This window comes from Pseudomonas sp. S2_E01 (genome assembly GCF_054668365.1).
This window is the reverse complement of sequence record NZ_CP162762.1, coordinates 5953107-5969969: the sequence shown is the minus strand read 5'-3', so window position 1 is coordinate 5969969 and position 16863 is coordinate 5953107. Positions and strand designations below refer to the sequence as shown.

The 16863-nt window shown below is 62.8% G+C and carries 15 protein-coding genes; 4 read left to right on the top strand and 11 right to left on the bottom strand.

Annotated features, from left to right (window positions below; all coding sequences use genetic code 11):
• Positions 1 to 32: 32 nt before the first annotated feature.
• On the bottom strand, positions 33 to 545 hold the full coding sequence (locus AB4O36_RS27550; RefSeq protein ID WP_460140720.1) for a dihydrofolate reductase: 513 nt from the start codon (positions 543 to 545) through the stop codon (positions 33 to 35).
• An 85-nt stretch (positions 546 to 630) separates the two neighbouring features.
• Between AB4O36_RS27550 and AB4O36_RS27545 the strand changes: the two genes are divergently transcribed.
• Together AB4O36_RS27545 and AB4O36_RS27540 are read left to right on the top strand one after the other, a co-directional pair.
• Entirely contained in the window at positions 631 to 2001 is a 1371-nt protein-coding gene (locus AB4O36_RS27545; RefSeq protein ID WP_460140719.1) for a DUF2868 domain-containing protein, read from the top strand.
• Positions 1994 to 3370, top strand: coding sequence for a GTPase/DUF3482 domain-containing protein (locus tag AB4O36_RS27540; RefSeq protein WP_460140718.1), 1377 nt, complete (start codon positions 1994 to 1996; stop codon positions 3368 to 3370). The genes AB4O36_RS27545 and AB4O36_RS27540 overlap by 8 nt, the downstream gene beginning before the upstream one ends.
• 89 nt (positions 3371 to 3459) lie before the next feature.
• On the opposite strand, the gene AB4O36_RS27535 is transcribed toward AB4O36_RS27540, so the two are convergent.
• The 7 genes from AB4O36_RS27535 to AB4O36_RS27505 form a co-directional block, all read right to left on the bottom strand.
• The gene (locus AB4O36_RS27535; RefSeq protein WP_460140717.1) at positions 3460 to 4020 is read right to left on the bottom strand and encodes a phosphonate degradation HD-domain oxygenase; all 561 of its coding nucleotides are present in this window, start codon (positions 4018 to 4020) and stop codon (positions 3460 to 3462) included.
• Entirely contained in the window at positions 4020 to 5153 is a 1134-nt protein-coding gene (locus AB4O36_RS27530; protein WP_460140716.1) for a TIGR03364 family FAD-dependent oxidoreductase, read from the bottom strand. Before AB4O36_RS27530 ends, AB4O36_RS27535 begins: the two co-directional genes overlap by 1 nt.
• A 158-nt stretch (positions 5154 to 5311) precedes the next feature.
• On the bottom strand, positions 5312 to 6337 hold the full coding sequence (locus AB4O36_RS27525; protein ID WP_460140715.1) for a putative 2-aminoethylphosphonate ABC transporter substrate-binding protein: 1026 nt from the start codon (positions 6335 to 6337) through the stop codon (positions 5312 to 5314).
• A gap of 40 nt (positions 6338 to 6377) precedes the next feature.
• On the bottom strand, positions 6378 to 8102 hold the full coding sequence (locus AB4O36_RS27520; RefSeq protein WP_460140714.1) for a putative 2-aminoethylphosphonate ABC transporter permease subunit: 1725 nt from the start codon (positions 8100 to 8102) through the stop codon (positions 6378 to 6380).
• Positions 8102 to 9178 carry a putative 2-aminoethylphosphonate ABC transporter ATP-binding protein gene (locus tag AB4O36_RS27515; RefSeq protein WP_460140713.1) on the bottom strand — a complete coding sequence of 359 codons (1077 nt, stop codon included), beginning with the start codon at positions 9176 to 9178 and terminating at the stop codon, positions 8102 to 8104. Before AB4O36_RS27515 ends, AB4O36_RS27520 begins: the two co-directional genes overlap by 1 nt.
• 222 nt (positions 9179 to 9400) lie before the next feature.
• A complete protein-coding gene (locus tag AB4O36_RS27510; RefSeq protein WP_460140712.1) occupies positions 9401 to 10264 on the bottom strand; it encodes a LysR family transcriptional regulator in 864 nt (287 codons plus the stop codon).
• 16 nt (positions 10265 to 10280) lie between these two features.
• On the bottom strand, positions 10281 to 12536 hold the full coding sequence (locus AB4O36_RS27505) for a heavy metal translocating P-type ATPase (RefSeq protein WP_460140711.1): 2256 nt from the start codon (positions 12534 to 12536) through the stop codon (positions 10281 to 10283).
• Positions 12537 to 12620: 84 nt separating this feature from the next.
• Here AB4O36_RS27505 and cadR point away from each other — a divergent pair, with 84 nt between their 5' ends.
• A complete protein-coding gene (cadR, locus tag AB4O36_RS27500; protein WP_460119945.1) occupies positions 12621 to 13070 on the top strand; it encodes a Cd(II)/Pb(II)-responsive transcriptional regulator in 450 nt (149 codons plus the stop codon).
• Between the two features lie 141 nt (positions 13071 to 13211).
• Here the strand turns inward: cadR and AB4O36_RS27495 are convergent, their stop codons facing one another.
• From AB4O36_RS27495 to AB4O36_RS27485, 3 genes are all read right to left on the bottom strand, one after another.
• Positions 13212 to 14183, bottom strand: a complete 972-nt coding sequence (locus AB4O36_RS27495) for a thymidylate synthase (protein WP_460140710.1) — start codon at positions 14181 to 14183, stop codon at positions 13212 to 13214.
• Between the two features lie 48 nt (positions 14184 to 14231).
• Positions 14232 to 15044: a prolipoprotein diacylglyceryl transferase gene (lgt, locus tag AB4O36_RS27490; RefSeq protein WP_460140709.1), complete on the bottom strand. Its 813-nt coding sequence runs from the start codon at positions 15042 to 15044 to the stop codon at positions 14232 to 14234.
• 83 nt (positions 15045 to 15127) lie between these two features.
• A complete protein-coding gene (locus AB4O36_RS27485; protein ID WP_460119940.1) occupies positions 15128 to 15910 on the bottom strand; it encodes a sulfite exporter TauE/SafE family protein in 783 nt (260 codons plus the stop codon).
• 133 nt (positions 15911 to 16043) lie between these two features.
• Between AB4O36_RS27485 and AB4O36_RS27480 the strand changes: the two genes are divergently transcribed.
• On the top strand, positions 16044 to 16790 hold the full coding sequence (locus AB4O36_RS27480; RefSeq protein WP_460119938.1) for an NRDE family protein: 747 nt from the start codon (positions 16044 to 16046) through the stop codon (positions 16788 to 16790).
• Positions 16791 to 16863: the final 73 nt, after the last annotated feature.

Genomic DNA, 16863 nt, shown 5'->3' with positions numbered 1-16863 from the left:
GGTCCCGGTGGACTCATTGTGGGAGCGAGCTCTTAGGCCTTCTCCCAAACCTCGAAGTTGTAGGCCGGTTTGTCATCCACCGCCGGGTTCTGCACATTGGAAACCAGCTTCCACTCCCGCACATCAAACTCGGGAAACCACGCATCCCCTTCCGGGCTCAGCGCCACTCGGGTCAGGTACAAACGATCCGCCTGGGCCAGGCCTTGCGCGTACAACTGCGCCCCGCCAATCAGCATCAGCTCATCGACGCCCTGCTCTTTCGCCCACGCTTCGGCGCGCACGACCGCGGCTTCCAGCGACGGGTAAACCTCGGCGCCTTCCAGCACCAGGCCCGCCTGGCGGCTGACCACGATGTTCAAGCGCCCCGGCAGCGGACGGCCGAGGGAATCCCAGGTCTTGCGGCCCATGATGATCGGCTTGCCCAGGGTGGTGGCCTTGAAATATTTGAAATCCCCCGGCAAGTGCCAGGGCATGCTGTTGTCGACGCCGATCACGCGGTTTTCACCGAGGGCTGCAATCAGGCTGAGGGGGAGTGATTTAGTCATGCCGGCGAGGATACCAGAGCCTCCCGTACCCCGATAAGCGCCACAGCGGTTATGCTCACAGCTCAATGGAGCGACGGGATGGCGCGTGACTGAACTGAACAACCTCTGGCTGACCGAAACCATCCGCCTGCGTGAAGAGCACGCCGGCCCCCTGGACGATGGGGAAGCCAACCGAGTAGCCCGCAGTGCCGGCGGCGACCTGCCGACCCGGATTGTCCGCCGCGCCCTGTGGCTGGCCGAGCGCGACGGTCTGGCGGATGCGCTGCGCCACTGGCTGCAAGGCGCGCGCCTGGCGGTGCTGGTACTTGCCGTACTCGCGGTGATCAGCGGCGCCGGACTGGCCTTTGCTGCGCTGGGCAACGGGCAAACACCGGTGAATGTGTTCTGGGCCCTGGGCAGCTTGCTGGGGCTCAACCTGATTCTGCTGCTGAGCTGGGCCCTGGGCCTGGTGTTCGCCGGCGAACACGGCGCCACGTTGGGGCGACTGTGGTTGTGGCTCAGCGAAAAACTCGCCCGCGACGCCAAGGCTGCGCAGCTGGCGCCCGCCCTGCTGTTGCTGCTGCAACGGCAGAAACTCAATCGCTGGGCGCTCGGTGTGCTGGTCAACGGTTTGTGGTGGCTGGCGATGCTCAGCGCCCTGGTCATTCTGCTGACGCTGATGGCGACCCGGCGCTACGGCTTCGTCTGGGAAACCACTCTGCTGGGCGCCGACACCTTCGTTGCCATGACCCAGGCGCTGGGCGCCCTGCCCGCGCTGATCGGCTTCAACGTGCCCACGGTGGAGATGATTCGCGCCAGTGGCGATGCCGCACTGAACATCGAAAGTGCCCGTCAGGCCTGGGCCACCTGGCTGGTCGGCGTGCTGGTGGTCTACGGCGTGCTGCCGCGCCTGCTGCTGGCACTGTTGTGCCTGTGGCGCTGGAAACGCGGGCGCGCCAGCCTGACGCTCGACCTGAACCTGCCGGGCTACGCGCAACTGCGCGAACGCCTCATGCCCACCAGCGAACGACTGGGCATCAACGACGCCGCCCCCGAGCAACTGCATCGCGTGGAGAGTACCGTCAGCGAACTGCAAAGCGATGGCGCACTGCTGGTCGCCATCGAGCTCGATGACCAGCGGCCCTGGCCGCCACTCCTGCCGAAAACCGTGAGTGACGCGGGCATCCTCGACAGTCGTGAATCGCGACACAAACTCCTGGAACAGCTCAGCCGCTTCCCGCCGGCGCGCCTGGCCATCGCCTGCGACCCGCGCCGCTCACCGGATCGCGGCAGCCTGGCGCTGATCGCCGAGCTGGCACGTAACGCCAGCGCCACGCGGGTCTGGTTGCTGCAAGCCCCGCCTGGTGAAGCACTGGATGCCGAGCGCCTGAGTGACTGGCATGTGGCACTGGCTCAGCTGGAGCTGCCGTACGCCGACTGTGCGCCGCTGAATTGGCTGGAGACTGGTCATGACTAACGCCTGGAAACCACCCTTGAAGCTTGCCGTGGTCGGCCACACCAATGTCGGCAAGACCTCGTTGCTGCGCACCCTCACCCGGGATGTCGGTTTTGGCGAAGTGTCCCATCGCCCCAGTACCACACGCCACGTGGAGGGCGCACGACTGTCGGTGGACGGCGAGCCGTTGCTCGACCTGTTCGACACGCCCGGCCTGGAAGACGCCATCGCCCTGCTCGATTACCTCGAACGCCTGGAGCGACCGGGCGAACGCCTCGACGGCCCGGCACGCCTGGCGCGTTTTCTCGACGGCAGCGAAGCACGCCAGCGCTTTGAGCAGGAAGCCAAAGTGCTGCGCCAACTGCTCACTTGCGATGCCGGCCTTTATGTCATCGACGCCCGTGAACCGGTGTTGGCCAAATACCGCGACGAGCTGGAGGTGCTGGCCAGTTGCGGAAAACCGTTGCTGCCGGTGCTGAACTTCGTCAGTAGCGCCAACCACCGCGAACCGGATTGGCGCGAAGCGCTGGCGCGTCTGGGCCTGCATGCCCTGGTCCGGTTCGACAGCGTGGCACCGCCGGAAGATGGAGAACGGCGGCTTTATGAAAGTCTGGCGTTGCTGTTGGAAAACGCCCGTGAGCCACTGGAGCGCCTGATCGTCGATCAACAGGCCCAGCGTCTGGCTCGGCAGGAGAGTGCGGCGCGTTTGATCGCCGAATTGTTAATCGACTGCGCGGCCTGCCGACGCAGCGTGGCCAGCGATGCGCAGCAGGAGCAGCAAGCGATCGGCGAACTGCGCAAGTCAGTGCGGCAACGGGAACAACGCTGCGTCGAAGCCCTTCTCCAGCTCTATGCGTTTCGTCCACAGGACGCTGCGGCCAGTGATCTGCCGCTGCTGGACGGTCGCTGGGGCGACGATCTGTTCAACCCCGAAACCCTCAAGCAACTCGGCGTGCGAGTCGGCGGTGGCATCGCCGCCGGCGCGGCGGCCGGGGCTGGCGTGGATCTGCTGGTGGGCGGCATTACCTTGGGCGCCGCCGCCCTGGCCGGCGCCATTGCCGGCGGAGCCCTGCAAACCGCGCGCAGTTATGGCAGCCGCTTGCTGGGCAAGATCAAGGGCCAACGTGAGCTGACTGTGGATGACAGTGTGCTGCGCCTGTTGGCCTTGCGCCAACGGCAGCTGCTGCAAGCGCTCAACGCCCGAGGGCATGCCGCGCTGGACAGCATTCAGGTGGCCACGCCGCAGGACAAGACCTGGCGCGAGGGCAAGTTGCCCGAGGCGCTGAACAAGGCGCGGGCACACCCGCAGTGGTCTTCGTTGAATCCGCAGGCGAGGTTGAGTCAGGCGGAGCGGCAGGAGGCGGTTGAGGGGTTGGCTCGGCAGCTTTGATTTTTGCGGTGTCAGTGCCGGCCTCATCGCGAGCAAGCCCGCTCCCCCCCCTGTAGGAGCGAGCTTGCTCGCGATGAAGGCGACTCGCTCTACGACCTGGCCAAAACCCTGGCCGCCATCCCCTTCAACACCCCTAGATCCATCACCGGCACCCATAGTTGCTTGGCCATCTCATCCCACTGACGCATGCGCAAACTCACCGCACAGAGCGGGTCCTGCTCGAAAGCGTCCGCTTCTTCAGCACTCATCACCCCACCCTGGTACTCCAGAGTTCGTCGGCTCGCTTCGCTCAGGCGCTCGTAGTACCCAGGCTCTTTCAGTGTCAGATAACGCTTGGCCTGCACGTGGTACTCCACCAGCCGTGTCAGGCGCTCGCTGAAACCGGCACGCCGCAGATATTCAGCCCCCAGGCGTTCATGGCTGACGACACCAAAACCGCCCATGTTTGGCGCACTCTCGGCGCAAATGTGGCCGATGTCATGAAAGAACGCCGCCAGCACCACTTCATCGTCGAAGCCTTCAGCGATGGCCAGTTCGGCGGCCTGGGACATGTGCTCGATCTGCGACACGGGCTCGCCGATGTAATCGTGGTCGCCGAAGCGCTCGTACAACCCGAACACCTCGGCGATCACTTGGGCTTGCCGGTCCATCAACACTCTCCCAACAAGGTTGCAACATTACGTTCGGCCATCGCCGGCCCGACGCTCATGCCGACGCCGGTGTGCATCAGCGCAACGCTCAAACCCTCGGCCGGGCGCAAGAACGAGAACGGCCCCGGTCCGCGCGAACCGTAGACACCTTGCCAGCGCTCAACCACCTGCACCTTGCAGCGCAGCGTCTGCTCGGCCAATTCGATCATCCAGTCGTCCACCTGCTCGGCATTGAACGGCGAGGCGTCGCTGCCGTAGTGGTGTGAATCACCGATGATCAGTTCGCCATAAGGAGTCGGGCTGATCAGCAAGTGAATGCCGTTTTCATGCAGATGCGGCTCGTCCCGCAGAATTTGCGCCTGTATCGCGCGAGCTTCTGGCAGATCGGCGAACGCACCGTAGTGCACGCAGCTCAAACCGGTGAGCACTGCGTGCTGCAGGTTGAGATTGGCCTGCGGCCGGGCGCGCAGCATTTGCAGGCGGCAGATCTGCGGCTCGAGTTGGGCGATCGGCTCGGCCAGAAGGGTCTGATAATCGTGACCGGAGCAGACGATGATCTGGCCCGCGCTAAAGCTGCCCGCGGTGCTGTGCAGGCGGCCCGGCTCGACATCGCGCACCAGGGTTGAGAAGTGAAATTCAACATTCAGTTCGCGACGCAGGTACTCGATCAAGGCCGGCAGGGCTTCGCGCGAATACAGTTGCTGGTCATCCAGGCCGTGCAACGCGGCGCGATGATGGCTGAAATGCCCACCGTACAGATCGCGCAGGGCAGCGCCGCGCAGCAGCTCGACGCGGTAATCGTGTTCCAAGGCACGACCGGCGCAGAAGGCTTCAAGCAAGTGCTCTTCGGCTTCGGTGCGGGCGAACAGGTACGAGCCGTTGCGCTTGAGTTGCAGGCCGGCGAGCTGCGTCCACTGGCCCCAGATGTCGCGACTGGCCTTGGCCAGTTCGAGCATCATTCCCGGTGGCTGGCCCGTAACCAGCGCCTGGCCAAAGTTGCGCACCGAGGCGCCGAGCGGCGTGGCGCTGCGTTCGAAAACACGAACCTTGAGGCCACGCCGGGCGGCGGCGTAGGCGTGGGACAGGCCGAGGATGCCGGCGCCGACGATCAGCAGGTCGTTGTGGTGTGTCATTGGGTTTTTTCTCTGAATTCAAGACCGCTATCGCTGGCAAGCCAGCTCCTACAGGGGAGCCAGTGAACACAAAATTTGTGAACACCACCGCCCCCTGTAGGAGCGGCGGTGCGACGACTCGACTTGCCCGCGATGAGGCCCTCTCAGCCGATGAAGATTTACTTGGCCGCCACTTTCTCGGACTTGCCGTCATAGCGCTTGCGCCACTCGGTCAGGATCTCGTCGCGGTTCTTCGAGGCCCAGGCAAAGTCGTTCTTGATCAGGCGCTGCTCGTAATCGGCCGGCAGTTCGGTTTGCGGCTTGGCGATGCCTGGCTGGGCGAGCACGGCGAAGTTCTCTTTATAGAGTTCCATCGCCTCAGGGCTGGCCGAGAAGTCTGCGAGCTTCTTCGCCGCCTCTTCATGTGGCGTGCCCTTGATCACCGCAGTCGCCTCGATCTCCCAGCCCAGGCCTTCCTTCGGCAGGATGATGTCCAGCGGCGCGCCCTGGCGCTTGAGTTGGACGGCCGGGTATTCAAAGGAAATGCCTATCGGGAATTCACCGGCCGCCGCCAGCTTGCACGGCTTGGAGCCGGAATGAACGTACTGGCCGATGTTCTGGTGCAGGTCGTCCATGTACTGCCAGCCCTGCTTCTCGCCGAAAGTCTGCAACCAGGCGCTGACGTCTAGGAAACCGGTGCCGGACGATGCCGGGTTCGGCATGACGATTTTGCCCTTGTACTCCGGCTTGGTCAGGTCTTGCCAGCTCACCGGTTTGGTCAGGCCCTGCTTCTCGGCTTCGACGGTGTTGAAGCAGATGGTCGCGGCCCAGACATCCATGCCGACCCAGGCCGGAGGGTTGGCGGCGTCGCGGTAGTTGCCGCCGATCTTGCCCAGATCCTTCGGCGCGTAGCTTTGCAGCATGCCCTGTTGGTCGAGGATCGCCAGGCTGGATGCGGCGAGGCCCCACACGGCATCCGCTTGCGGACGGGCTTTTTCGGCCAGCAGCTTGGCGGTGATGATGCCGGTGGAATCGCGTACCCACTTGATCTCCACGTCCGGGTTGGCCTTTTCGAAGGCTTGTTTGTAGGTCTTCAGTTGTTCGGCTTCGAGGGCGGTGTACACCGTCAACTCGGTGGTTGCCGCAAAGGCGTTCAGGCTGAAAGCGGTGAGGACAGCGGCGGCCAGGGCCATGGGCTTGAACATGATCTTTTCCTGTTTTTGAGTTGAGGACGGTTGGGGCGAGTCAATGACCGGGCGCGGTCTGCCGCCAGGCCTGGGAGCGGCGCAGCAAGCCGCGCGAAGCACCGGCCAGCAGCAGCGACACGCTGGCCGAGGTGAACAGAATCAGGGTCGACATCGCCGCCGCGCCGCCGACGTTGCCGGCGTCATCCATGTTCAGCACTGCCACCGCCGCAAGGATGGTGTCGGGGCTGTAGAGGAAGATCGCCGCCGAAACGGTGGTCATGGCTGAGACGAACAGGTAGCGCACGATGTCCAGAATCGCCGGCAGACAGATCGGCACAGTGACCCGCAGGTAATGCCGGTACAGCGGCGCCTTGAGCGACAGCGCGGCGGCTTCGAACTCGGCGTCGAGCTGGCGTAGCGCGGTGGTCGCGGTCATTTGCGCGGTGGTCAAATAATGAGCAATGGTGCAGATCACCAGCAGGGCCATCGTTGCGTAGAGCACATGCAGCGGGTTGCCTGGAATGTTGAAAAAGAAAACATAACCCAGGCCGAGCACCAGCCCCGGCACCGCCATCGGCACGAAGCTGAGCAGGCGCAGGGCAAGGTTCAGGCCGCGTTGGCCTTTGGTTTTTTCCATCAGGTAAGCGCCAGTGAAGATCAGCACACTGCCGATCAATGCTGAATACAGGGCCATCTTCACGCTGTTGCCGTAGGCGAGCCAGCCTCCGCCCGCCGTGTCGTTGAACTGGTAATGGTTGAGCGACAGCGACAGGTTGTACGGCCAGAACTTCACCAGGGATGAGAACACCGCCATGCCGAACACCAGCAACAGCGCTGCGCAGATCAACACCACGATGGCCAGGTAACAACCATCCCGACCTTTCGAAGGCGCCGGTTTGAATACCTGCGCCCGACCGCTCATGGAATCGCCGTGACGGCGACGCAACCAGGCATCGACGCCAAAGCTGAACAGCGCCGGCAACAGCAGGACCATGCCGATCAACGCGCCCCGACCGAACTGCTGCTGCCCGACCACCGCCTTGTAGGCCTCCAGCGCCAGCACCTGATAGTCGCCACCGACCACCACGGGCACGCCGAAGTCGGTGATGGTCAGGGTAAACACCAGACAGAACGCGGCGAACACGGCCTGACGCGTGGCCGGCCAAGTGATGCTGCGAAACGCTTTGGCGGGGCTGGCGCCCATGCTCGAGGCGGCATCGAACAGACGCGCATCAGCCAGCGACAGCGCCGACAGCAAAATCATCAAGGCGTGTGGGAAGGTGTAGATGACCTCGCCCACCACGATGCCCCAGAAACCGTAGATGTTGTCCGAGAGCAAACCGCGCAGCATGCCCTGATTGCCGAACAGGTAGACCAGCGCGATACCCGGCAGCATCGAAGGCGCCATCAATGGCAGCAACGAGATGCCACGCCAAAGGCCTTTGCCGGGAATCATCGTGCGTTGCAGGGCGTAGGCAAAAAGGTAGGCCAGCGGTATGACGATGGCCGCGACGCTGAGGGAGACCTTCAGGCTGTTGCCCAGCAGCCAGTGGAAATTGGCGCTGCCCAGCAACTCGCTGGCCGCCGCCAGGCCCCCGCCCTGCCCGGCCTGCGAGCTGAAACCGCGCCAGAAGATCGCCAGCAGCGGCATCAACACTGCCAGGGTCAGCAGCACCAGCAACAAGACCTTGCCACCGACGACAAACAGCCGGTCGCCGATCTCGGCACGGGAAGCTTGCCGAACCCGCTTGCGCGGCATCGGCAGCGCGACGTTGGCACTCATCAGGCAAACACCTGCAGACTGCGGGGTGGCAGCGCGACCATGATCTGCTGGGCACCCAGGCGCGGCATGGCTTCTGGCGCCAGTTCCGCCAGGAGCGCATGGCCGGGCAGTTGATCGAGCTCGAAGCTCATGCGGCATCGGTTGCCGAGAAAGGTGATCTCGCGAACCCGAGCGGGAAACAGGTTTTCTTCGTGCACCACCGGGTTGATGCTGATCGCTTCCGGACGGCAGAACAGGCGGCCGGAGGCGGTTTTCGCGCTGCCATCCTGCAAGCGCATGTTCAACCCGCCGACCCGGGCGTGGCTGTCGCTGCTGCGATGGAATGGCAGCCAATTGCCCTGGCCAACGAATTCCGCGACGAAGGGCGTGGCGGGGCGATCGTAGATTTCCTGGGGCGTGGCGTACTGCTCGACCTTGCCGTTGTTCATCACGGCGATGCGGTCGGCCATCAACATGGCCTCGTCCTGGTTGTGCGTGACCATCAGGGTGGTGATGCCGAGGCTGCGCTGCAATTGGCGCAGCTCGGTGCACAGGTGCTCACGAACCCGCGCATCGAGCGCCGACATCGGCTCATCCAGCAGCAACAATGAAGGTGACGGCGCCAGGGCGCGGGCCAGAGCCACCCGCTGCTGCTGGCCGCCAGACAACTGGCCGGGGTACTTTTTTTCACTGCCGATCAGGCCCACCAGCTCCAGCATCTGGCCGACACGCTGGCGCGATTCCTCCCGGCTACTGCCGGCGAGGCCGTAGGCAATGTTCGCTTCCACGGTCAGATTGGGAAACAGCGCGTAGGACTGAAACAGAATGCCGTAATCCCGGGCCTGGGGCGGCAGGTCCGAAACGTTGCGAGCACCGAGGAACAACTCACCGTCGTCCTGCTTCTCCAGACCGGCGATGCAGCGCAGCAAAGTGGTCTTGCCGCAACCCGACGGGCCCAGCAAACACACCAGCTCACCGGCTGCCACGTCCAGCGAGACGTTATCCAACGCGGTAAATGCGCCGAAGCGTTTCTGCACGCCCCGCACTTTCATCGGTGCGCCGGGAGTGGTCAGGGCAGTTGTGATCGAGTGGTTCATGGACAGGCCTCATCTGGCAGATGAGAACCATCCTAGAGTTGTAATGAGACCGTCATGTGGCAGTGAGGCAAAAACCGCTGATAGTGATATTCGCGGATTTGGGTTGACTGTTCTGGCCCCATCGCGGGCAAGCCCGCTCCCACAGGGGCCGTTCAAACACCACAAATCCAATGTGTGGGAGCGGGCTTGCCCGCGATGGGGCCGGCACAGGCGCCGAAGATCTCAAACCGGCGCCATCTCCTGCGCCACCCCCAGAAAAGCCGCTGGTAACCGCGCGCCCTTGCGCTCCTTGAGGCAATACAGGTACTCGGGAATCTGCGGAGCATTTTCGAGCGTCAGCACCCGCAACTGCGGATCATGGGGCACTTCCTGGCGAGCAATGATGCTGATGCCGATATTGCGCAACACCGCCTCACGAATCGACTCGCGGCTGCCAATCTCCAGCAGCGGGCCGAAATCCACGCCGGCACCGGCCAGCAACTCTTCGGTCAGGCGACGGGTCGTCGAGCCCGCCTCGCGCATCAGCAACGTATGCCCGGCCAGCGCACTGAGCGGCACATGATCGTGCACCGCCAACGGGTGACTGCGATGCACCGCCAGCACCAGCGGATCGCTACCGAGCACCCGGCGAATCAGCCGCGCATCCTCGAGCAACTGGGAAGACGCGGCGACATCCACCCGGTACTCCTCAAGCGCTTCGAGCACCTGTTGGGAATTGCCGATTTCCACCGAGACCTCGACCTGGGGCAGGCGCTCGCGAAAGGTCTTCACCAGGTCGAGGATGTAATACGGCGCCGTCGCCGCAATGCGCAAGGTGCCCTGGACCTGGCCACTGTTGCGCAGGAAAAATTCGATGTCGGCTTCCTGCTGCAAAAGCACCTTGACCATCGGCAACAGCCGCGCGCCGTCATCGCTGACGCTGAGGCGGCGCCCGCCCCGGTAGAACAACTCCACCGAGTACTGGCTTTCCAGCTGACGAATCTGAGTCGTTACCGTGGGCTGGCTCAGCCCGAGTTTTTTCGCTGCCAGGGTGATGCTGCCCAGGCGGGCCACCATGTAAAACGCCTTCAGCTCGGCACTCAGCACAGCCGCCCCTCATCCATTACTTGCGCAACAGGCGCAAACCGTTGAACACCACCAGCAGGCTCACGCCCATGTCGGCGAACACCGCCATCCACATGGTGGCGAACCCGAAGAAGGTTACCGCAAGAAAGATCGCCTTGATCACCAATGCAAGGGCAATGTTCTGTTTGAGGATACTCGACGTGTTCCGCGAAAGACGGATGAACGCCGGGATCTTGCGCAAATCGTCGTCCATCAGCGCGACATCGGCGGTTTCGATCGCGGTATCGGTGCCGGCTGCCGCCATCGCGAAACCGATCTGTGCACGGGCCAGCGCCGGGGCGTCGTTGATGCCGTCGCCCACCATGCCCACCTGATGGCCCTTGGCATACAGCGCCTCGATAGCTTGCAACTTGTCGGTCGGCAACAGATCGCCTTTGGCTTCATCGATGCCCACCTGCGCGGCTATCGCCTGGGCAGTGTGGACGTTGTCGCCGGTCAGCATCAGGGTTTTGATGCCCAGCTCATGCAATTGCTCGATCGCTTCGCGGCTCGAGTCCTTCACCGTATCCGCCACGGCAAACAGCGCCAGCGGGCCGGAGGCGTCAAGCAGCAGCACCACGGATTTGCCCTGTTTCTCCAGCGCGAACAGCTTTTCCTCCAGCGCGGGCGAGCACAGGTTCAACTCTTCCACCAGGCGATGGTTGCCCAAGTGGTAGACCTGACCATTGATTTCGCCGCGCACGCCACGCCCGGCCAGCGCTTCGAAGTTATCCACAACCTGAGGCACCAGACCTTTATCCACAGCCGCATGGGCGATCGCCAGCGATACCGGGTGGTCCGAGCGTCCGGCCAACGCCGCCGCAATCGTCGGTGCCGAGGCTTCAGCCGTAGGGTCGAGTGCCAGGTAATCGGTCTGCACCGGTTTGCCGTGGGTGAGGGTACCGGTCTTGTCCAGCGCCAGGTAGTCGAGCTTGTGTCCGCCTTCCAGGTAGACGCCACCCTTGATGAGAATGCCTTTACGCGCCGCCGCCGCGAGGCCGCTGACGATGGTCACTGGCGTGGAAATCACCAGCGCACAAGGACAGGCAACCACCAGCAATACCAACGCCCGATAAATCCAATCGAACCACGCCGCGCCCATGAACAGCGGTGGAATCACTGCCACAGCCAGCGCCAGGACAAACACCGCCGGGGTGTAGATCTTCGAGAACTGGTCGACGAAACGCTGGGTGGGGGCGCGCGCGCCTTGAGCCTGCTCGACGGCGTGGATGATGCGCGCCAGGGTCGATTGGCTGGCCAAGGCGGTGACCGCATACTCCAGTGAACCGGCCTGATTGATGGTGCCGGCAAACACCTTGTCACCCACCGTCTTCTCCACCGGCAGGCTTTCGCCGGTGATCGGCGCCTGATCGATGGTCGAACTGCCGGACACCACCTCTCCGTCCAGGCCGATACGCTCGCCCGGCCGCACGCGCACCCGAGCGCCCAGTGCGAGGGTCTTGACGTCCTCCTCCAGCCAACTGCCGTCGGCCTGCAATACCGTCGCCCGGTCCGGAGCCATCTGCATCAAGCCGCTGATGGCATTGCGAGCCCGGTCCAGAGACCGGGCCTCGATCAATTCAGCCACGGTGAACAGGAACATCACCATGGCCGCCTCCGGCCACTGGCCGATCAGAATCGCGCCAGTCACCGCGATACTCATGAGCGCGTTGATGTTCAGGTTGAGGTTCTTCAGGGCGATCCAGCCCTTCTTGTAGGTGCCCAGGCCGCCACTGAAGATCGAAATCAGCGCAATGATCGCCACCACCCAATCCGGCGCCGCACTCGTGAAATGCACCACTTCGGCACCGAGCGCAGTTACGCCGGACAGCGCCAGCGGCCACCAGGGTTTTTTCTCAGCGCTTGGCGCCGGCGTTTCGACGCCCTGCTCCAGCGGCTCGGCGTGCATGCCCAGGGACTTGATCGCCTCGACGATAGGCGCCGTGTCCGGCAGCTCGTGGGTCACGCCCAACACGCGGTTGATCAGGTTGAAATCCAATTGCTGCACGCCCGTCAGCTTGCCGAGCTTGTTCTGGATCAGCGTCTGCTCGGTCGGACAGTCCATGGCCTCGATGCGAAAGCTGCTCAGCTTGGCGTTGGCACTGGGGGCTTCGTTCAGTTGCACTCGCGCCGGTGCTGCCGCCTTTGACGAGCAGCAGGAGTCGCCAGGGCCGCCATGGTTGTGTTTATGCACAGGCTGCAGCTTGTGACCGTGCCCATCGTCGTGGGTATGGGTGTGCCGGGAATCGCTCATTGTTCGCGTCCTTGAAAGTGCCTGTTGCCAAGTAAAGACCCTGTAGCCACTATAGGGTCAAGCACCTTTTTGGAGACGACCGTCATGAAGATCGGCGAACTGGCAAAACTCACCGACTGCGCCGTGGAAACCATCCGCTACTACGAGCGCGAAAGCCTGCTGCCGGAGCCGGCCCGCAGCGACGGCAACTACCGCGTCTATACCCAGGCCCACGCCGAACGCCTGACCTTCATCCGCAACTGCCGCACCCTGGACATGACCCTTGAGGAAATCCGCGCCCTGCTGGCCTTTCGCGACAGCCCGCAGGATCAGTGTGAAAGCGTGAATGCGTTGGTGGACGAACACATTCATCACGTGAAGGCACGAATCGACGGCTTGCTGGCGCTACAGGCACAACTCATCGACCTGCGCCGCCGTTGTGGCGAAGGGCCGGAGGTCGATCAATGCGGAATTTTGCAACGCCTGGAAGTCAGTGGCGGCGTGGTGGCGACGGAGGTGGAGCATTCACATGTAGGCCGTAGTCACGGCCATTGAGCTGAGCACACCCCTACCCTGTACCTGTAGGAGCGAGCATGCTCGCGATGGTCGTCAACGATAACGCTGGCTGCCTGACACCCCGCGGTGCCTAGTACTCCATCGCGAGCATGCTCGCTCCTACAGGGGGTACGTCCGGTGTTACACCGCCATCGGCGCCGTCATCGGTGCGTGGTGCTGATAACCTTCGAGCGAGAAATCACTCGGCTCGACCTGTTCCAGCCACTCGGGCTGATAAACGCCCGTCTTGGCGAACTCCGGCACGCGGTCGCTGATCACCAGCTTCGGCATCGGGAACGGCTCACGCTTGAGCTGTTCGTTGAGCATGTCCAGGTGGTTTTCATAGACGTGGGCGTCGCCGATGAAATACGTGAACCAGCGCGGCGTGTAGCCGGTCAGGCGACCGATCAGGCTCAGCAGCGCGGCGCCTTCGGTGAGGTTGAACGGCGTGCCCAGGCCCAGGTCGTTGGAACGAATGTAGAGCGTCAGGGAAATCTCCCTGGTCTCGACGTTCGGGTGGAACTGGTACAGCAGGTGGCAGGGCGGCAGGGCCATTTCATCCAGTTGCGCGACGTTCCAGCCGTGGAACAGGATACGGCGGCTACCCGGGTCCTTGATGATGGTATCGACGCACTGGCGGACCTGATCAATGGCCTTGTACAGCACCACATAAGCCTGGCCGTTTTCTTCGCCTTCGGCGATCTGGCGATAACCCTGGTTCAGCGTCTGCTCGATGGCGGCCGGGTTGCTCAAGGGGATTTGCTTGTACGCCGGCCATTTGCGCCATTGCACGCCGTAGATCTCGCCGAGGTCATCTTCACCTTGGCGGAACGGGTTGGCCAGCCACTGGGCATTTTCGTTGGCGTTCTGGTCCCAGACCTTGCAACCCAGGTCGCGGAATTGCGCGGCGTTGTTCACGCCACGCAGGAAACCGCACATTTCGCCGATGGCGGATTTGAAAGCCATCTTGCGCGTGGTGATCGCCGGAAAACCTTCCTGCAGGTCATACCGCAGCATCGCGCCGGGGAAGCTGATGGTGTTCACGCCGGTGCGGTTGGCCTGCTTGGTGCCGTTCTTGATGACGTGGGCGACCAGTTCGAGATATTGCTTCATGAGTTACCTGTGTCCTTGAACCCGGGGCGCAATCCCCGGGGTTCGAATTTAGGCGGCAGCCGCTGGCGGCGCCGGTGCGCGATTGTAGGCCAGCCAGATCAGGAAGAGGCCACCGACGATCATCGGCACACACAGCACCTGACCCATGGTCAGCCAGTTCCAGGCCAGATAGCCCAGTTGCGCATCCGGTACGCGGACGAATTCGACGATGAAACGGAAGATGCCATAGAACAGTGCGAACATCCCCGACACAGCCATGGTTGGCCGCGGTTTGCGCGAGAACAGCCACAGGATCAGGAACAGCGCGACGCCTTCCAGGGCGAATTGATAGAGCTGCGACGGATGGCGCGGCAATTGAGCCGGATCGCTGAACGGCGGGAAGACCATGGCCCATGGCACGTCGGTCGCCTTGCCCCACAATTCAGCGTTGATGAAGTTACCGATACGCCCGGCACCCAGGCCGATCGGCACCATCGGCGCAACGAAGTCCATCAGTTGGAAGAACGACTTGTCGTTCTTCTTGCCGAACCACAACGCCGCCAGCATCACACCGATGAAACCACCGTGGAACGACATGCCGCCCTTCCACACCTCGAAGATCAGCATCGGGTTGGCCAGGTATGCGCTCAGGTCATAGAACAGCACGTAACCCAGTCGACCGCCGACAATGACGCCCATCGACATCCAGAACACCATGTCGGAAAGTTTTTCCTTGGTCCAGGTCGGGTCGAAGCGGTTGAGCCGGCGCGATGCCAGCAGCCACGCACCGCCGATGCCAATCAGGTACATCAACCCGTACCAGTGGATTTTCAGCGGACCGATGGCCAGGGCCACCGGGTCGATCTGCGGGTAAGGCAGCATTGCGACTCCTCATTAGCGTTAAAACTTTCAAAATTCCCGGCGGACGCTGTCATGCCAGGATTAAGCCAGGATTGTGCGGTGCGTCAGAGCAGGAAACTCAAACCGACGCAGAACAGCAAAGCGGCGAACAGCCTTTTGAGCAAGCGCGGCGACAGCTTGTGGGCCAACCTTGCACCCAATCGAGCAAAGATCATGCTGGTCAGGGCAATGCCCAGCAGCGCCGGCAGGTAAACAAAACCGAGACTATGGGCCGGCAACAACGGATCGTGCCACCCCAGAATCATGAAACTTAATGCACTTGCCAGAGCTATCGGCAAGCCGCAGGCAGATGAAGTGGCCACGGCCTGCTGCATCGGCACACTGCGCCAGGTCAGGAACGGTACGGTCAACGAACCACCGCCAATTCCGAATATCGCCGAGGCCCAGCCGATCACCGTACCGGCGAGGGTCAGACCGACTTTGCCGGGCACCGTTCGGCTGGCTTTGGGCTTGAAGTCCAACGCCAGTTGCACCGCGATCACCAGGGCGAACACGCCGATGATCTTTTGCAGGTTGGGACCGGAGATCGCCTCCGCAGTCAGCGCACCAAAACCGGCACCCAGCAGAATGCCAACGGTCATCCACGCAAAGATCGGCCAGCGCACGGCGCCCCGACGATGATGCTCGCGCACCGCGTTGACCGAGGTAAAAATGATCGTCGCCAGCGAGGTACCGACCGCCAGGTGCGTCAGGATGGAAGCATCGAAGCCCTGCAAGGTGAAACTGAACACCAGCACCGGCACGATGATGATCCCGCCACCCACGCCAAACAGACCGGCCAGCACACCTGCGCAGGCGCCAAGCGCCAGATAGAGCAGAAATTCCATGGGCGATCCCTGTACACCATTAAACCTGCGCGGCATGGTAACGGATGCATGGCACTTGGCTCCACTGTGCAAGCCGATGGAACGATGAGCGATGTCTGCGTAGAGTGGGCAAAAAACACACAAGGACCACCTTATGTGCCTGATTGTCTTTGCCTGGCGCCCGGGTCACGCCCAGCCGCTGATCGTTGCGGCCAACCGTGACGAATTCTACGCCCGGCCCAGCCTGCCGCTGGCGCAATGGGAAGAAAACCCACAGGTTTATGCCGGTCGCGATCTGGAGGCTGGCGGCACCTGGCTCGGTGTCGGCGCCAACAGGCGTTTTGCAGCATTGACCAATATTCGTGACCCTCATCAACCTGCGGCACGCAAATCCCGTGGCGAGTTGGTGGCGCGCTTTCTCGCAGGCGATATGCCCATTGATGACTATCTGGACGACGTTGTCGGACGTTCGCTGGAATATGCCGGGTTCAACCTGCTGGTCGGCAATGCCAACGAACTGTGGCATTACCACGCCCGGGACGCTGAGGCGGTTTTATTGCCGCCGGGCGTCTACGGATTGTCCAATGCCGGGTTGGACACTCCTTGGCCCAAATTGCTCAAGGCGCGGGCGGGGCTGGAGACGTTGCTGGACGATCCCCAACCCGAGAAGCTTCTGGCCTTGCTGAGCGACGCGCAGACCGCGCCGTTCGCCGAATTGCCGGACACCGGGGTGGGGTTGGCGACCGAGTCGCTGCTGTCGAGTGTTTTCATTGCCAGCCAGAGCTATGGGACCCGGGCGAGTACGGCGTTGATCGTGCAGGCGGATGGGGCGCGGCATCTGGTTGAGCGCAGCTTTGGGCCGTATGGCGGGCATCTTGGGGAGGTTGAGGTCAGGATCTAGGCTTTGTGGTGTTTGGGCTGCCGCCTTCGCGGGCAAGCCCGCTCCCACAGGTTTTTTTGGTGTACACACAATT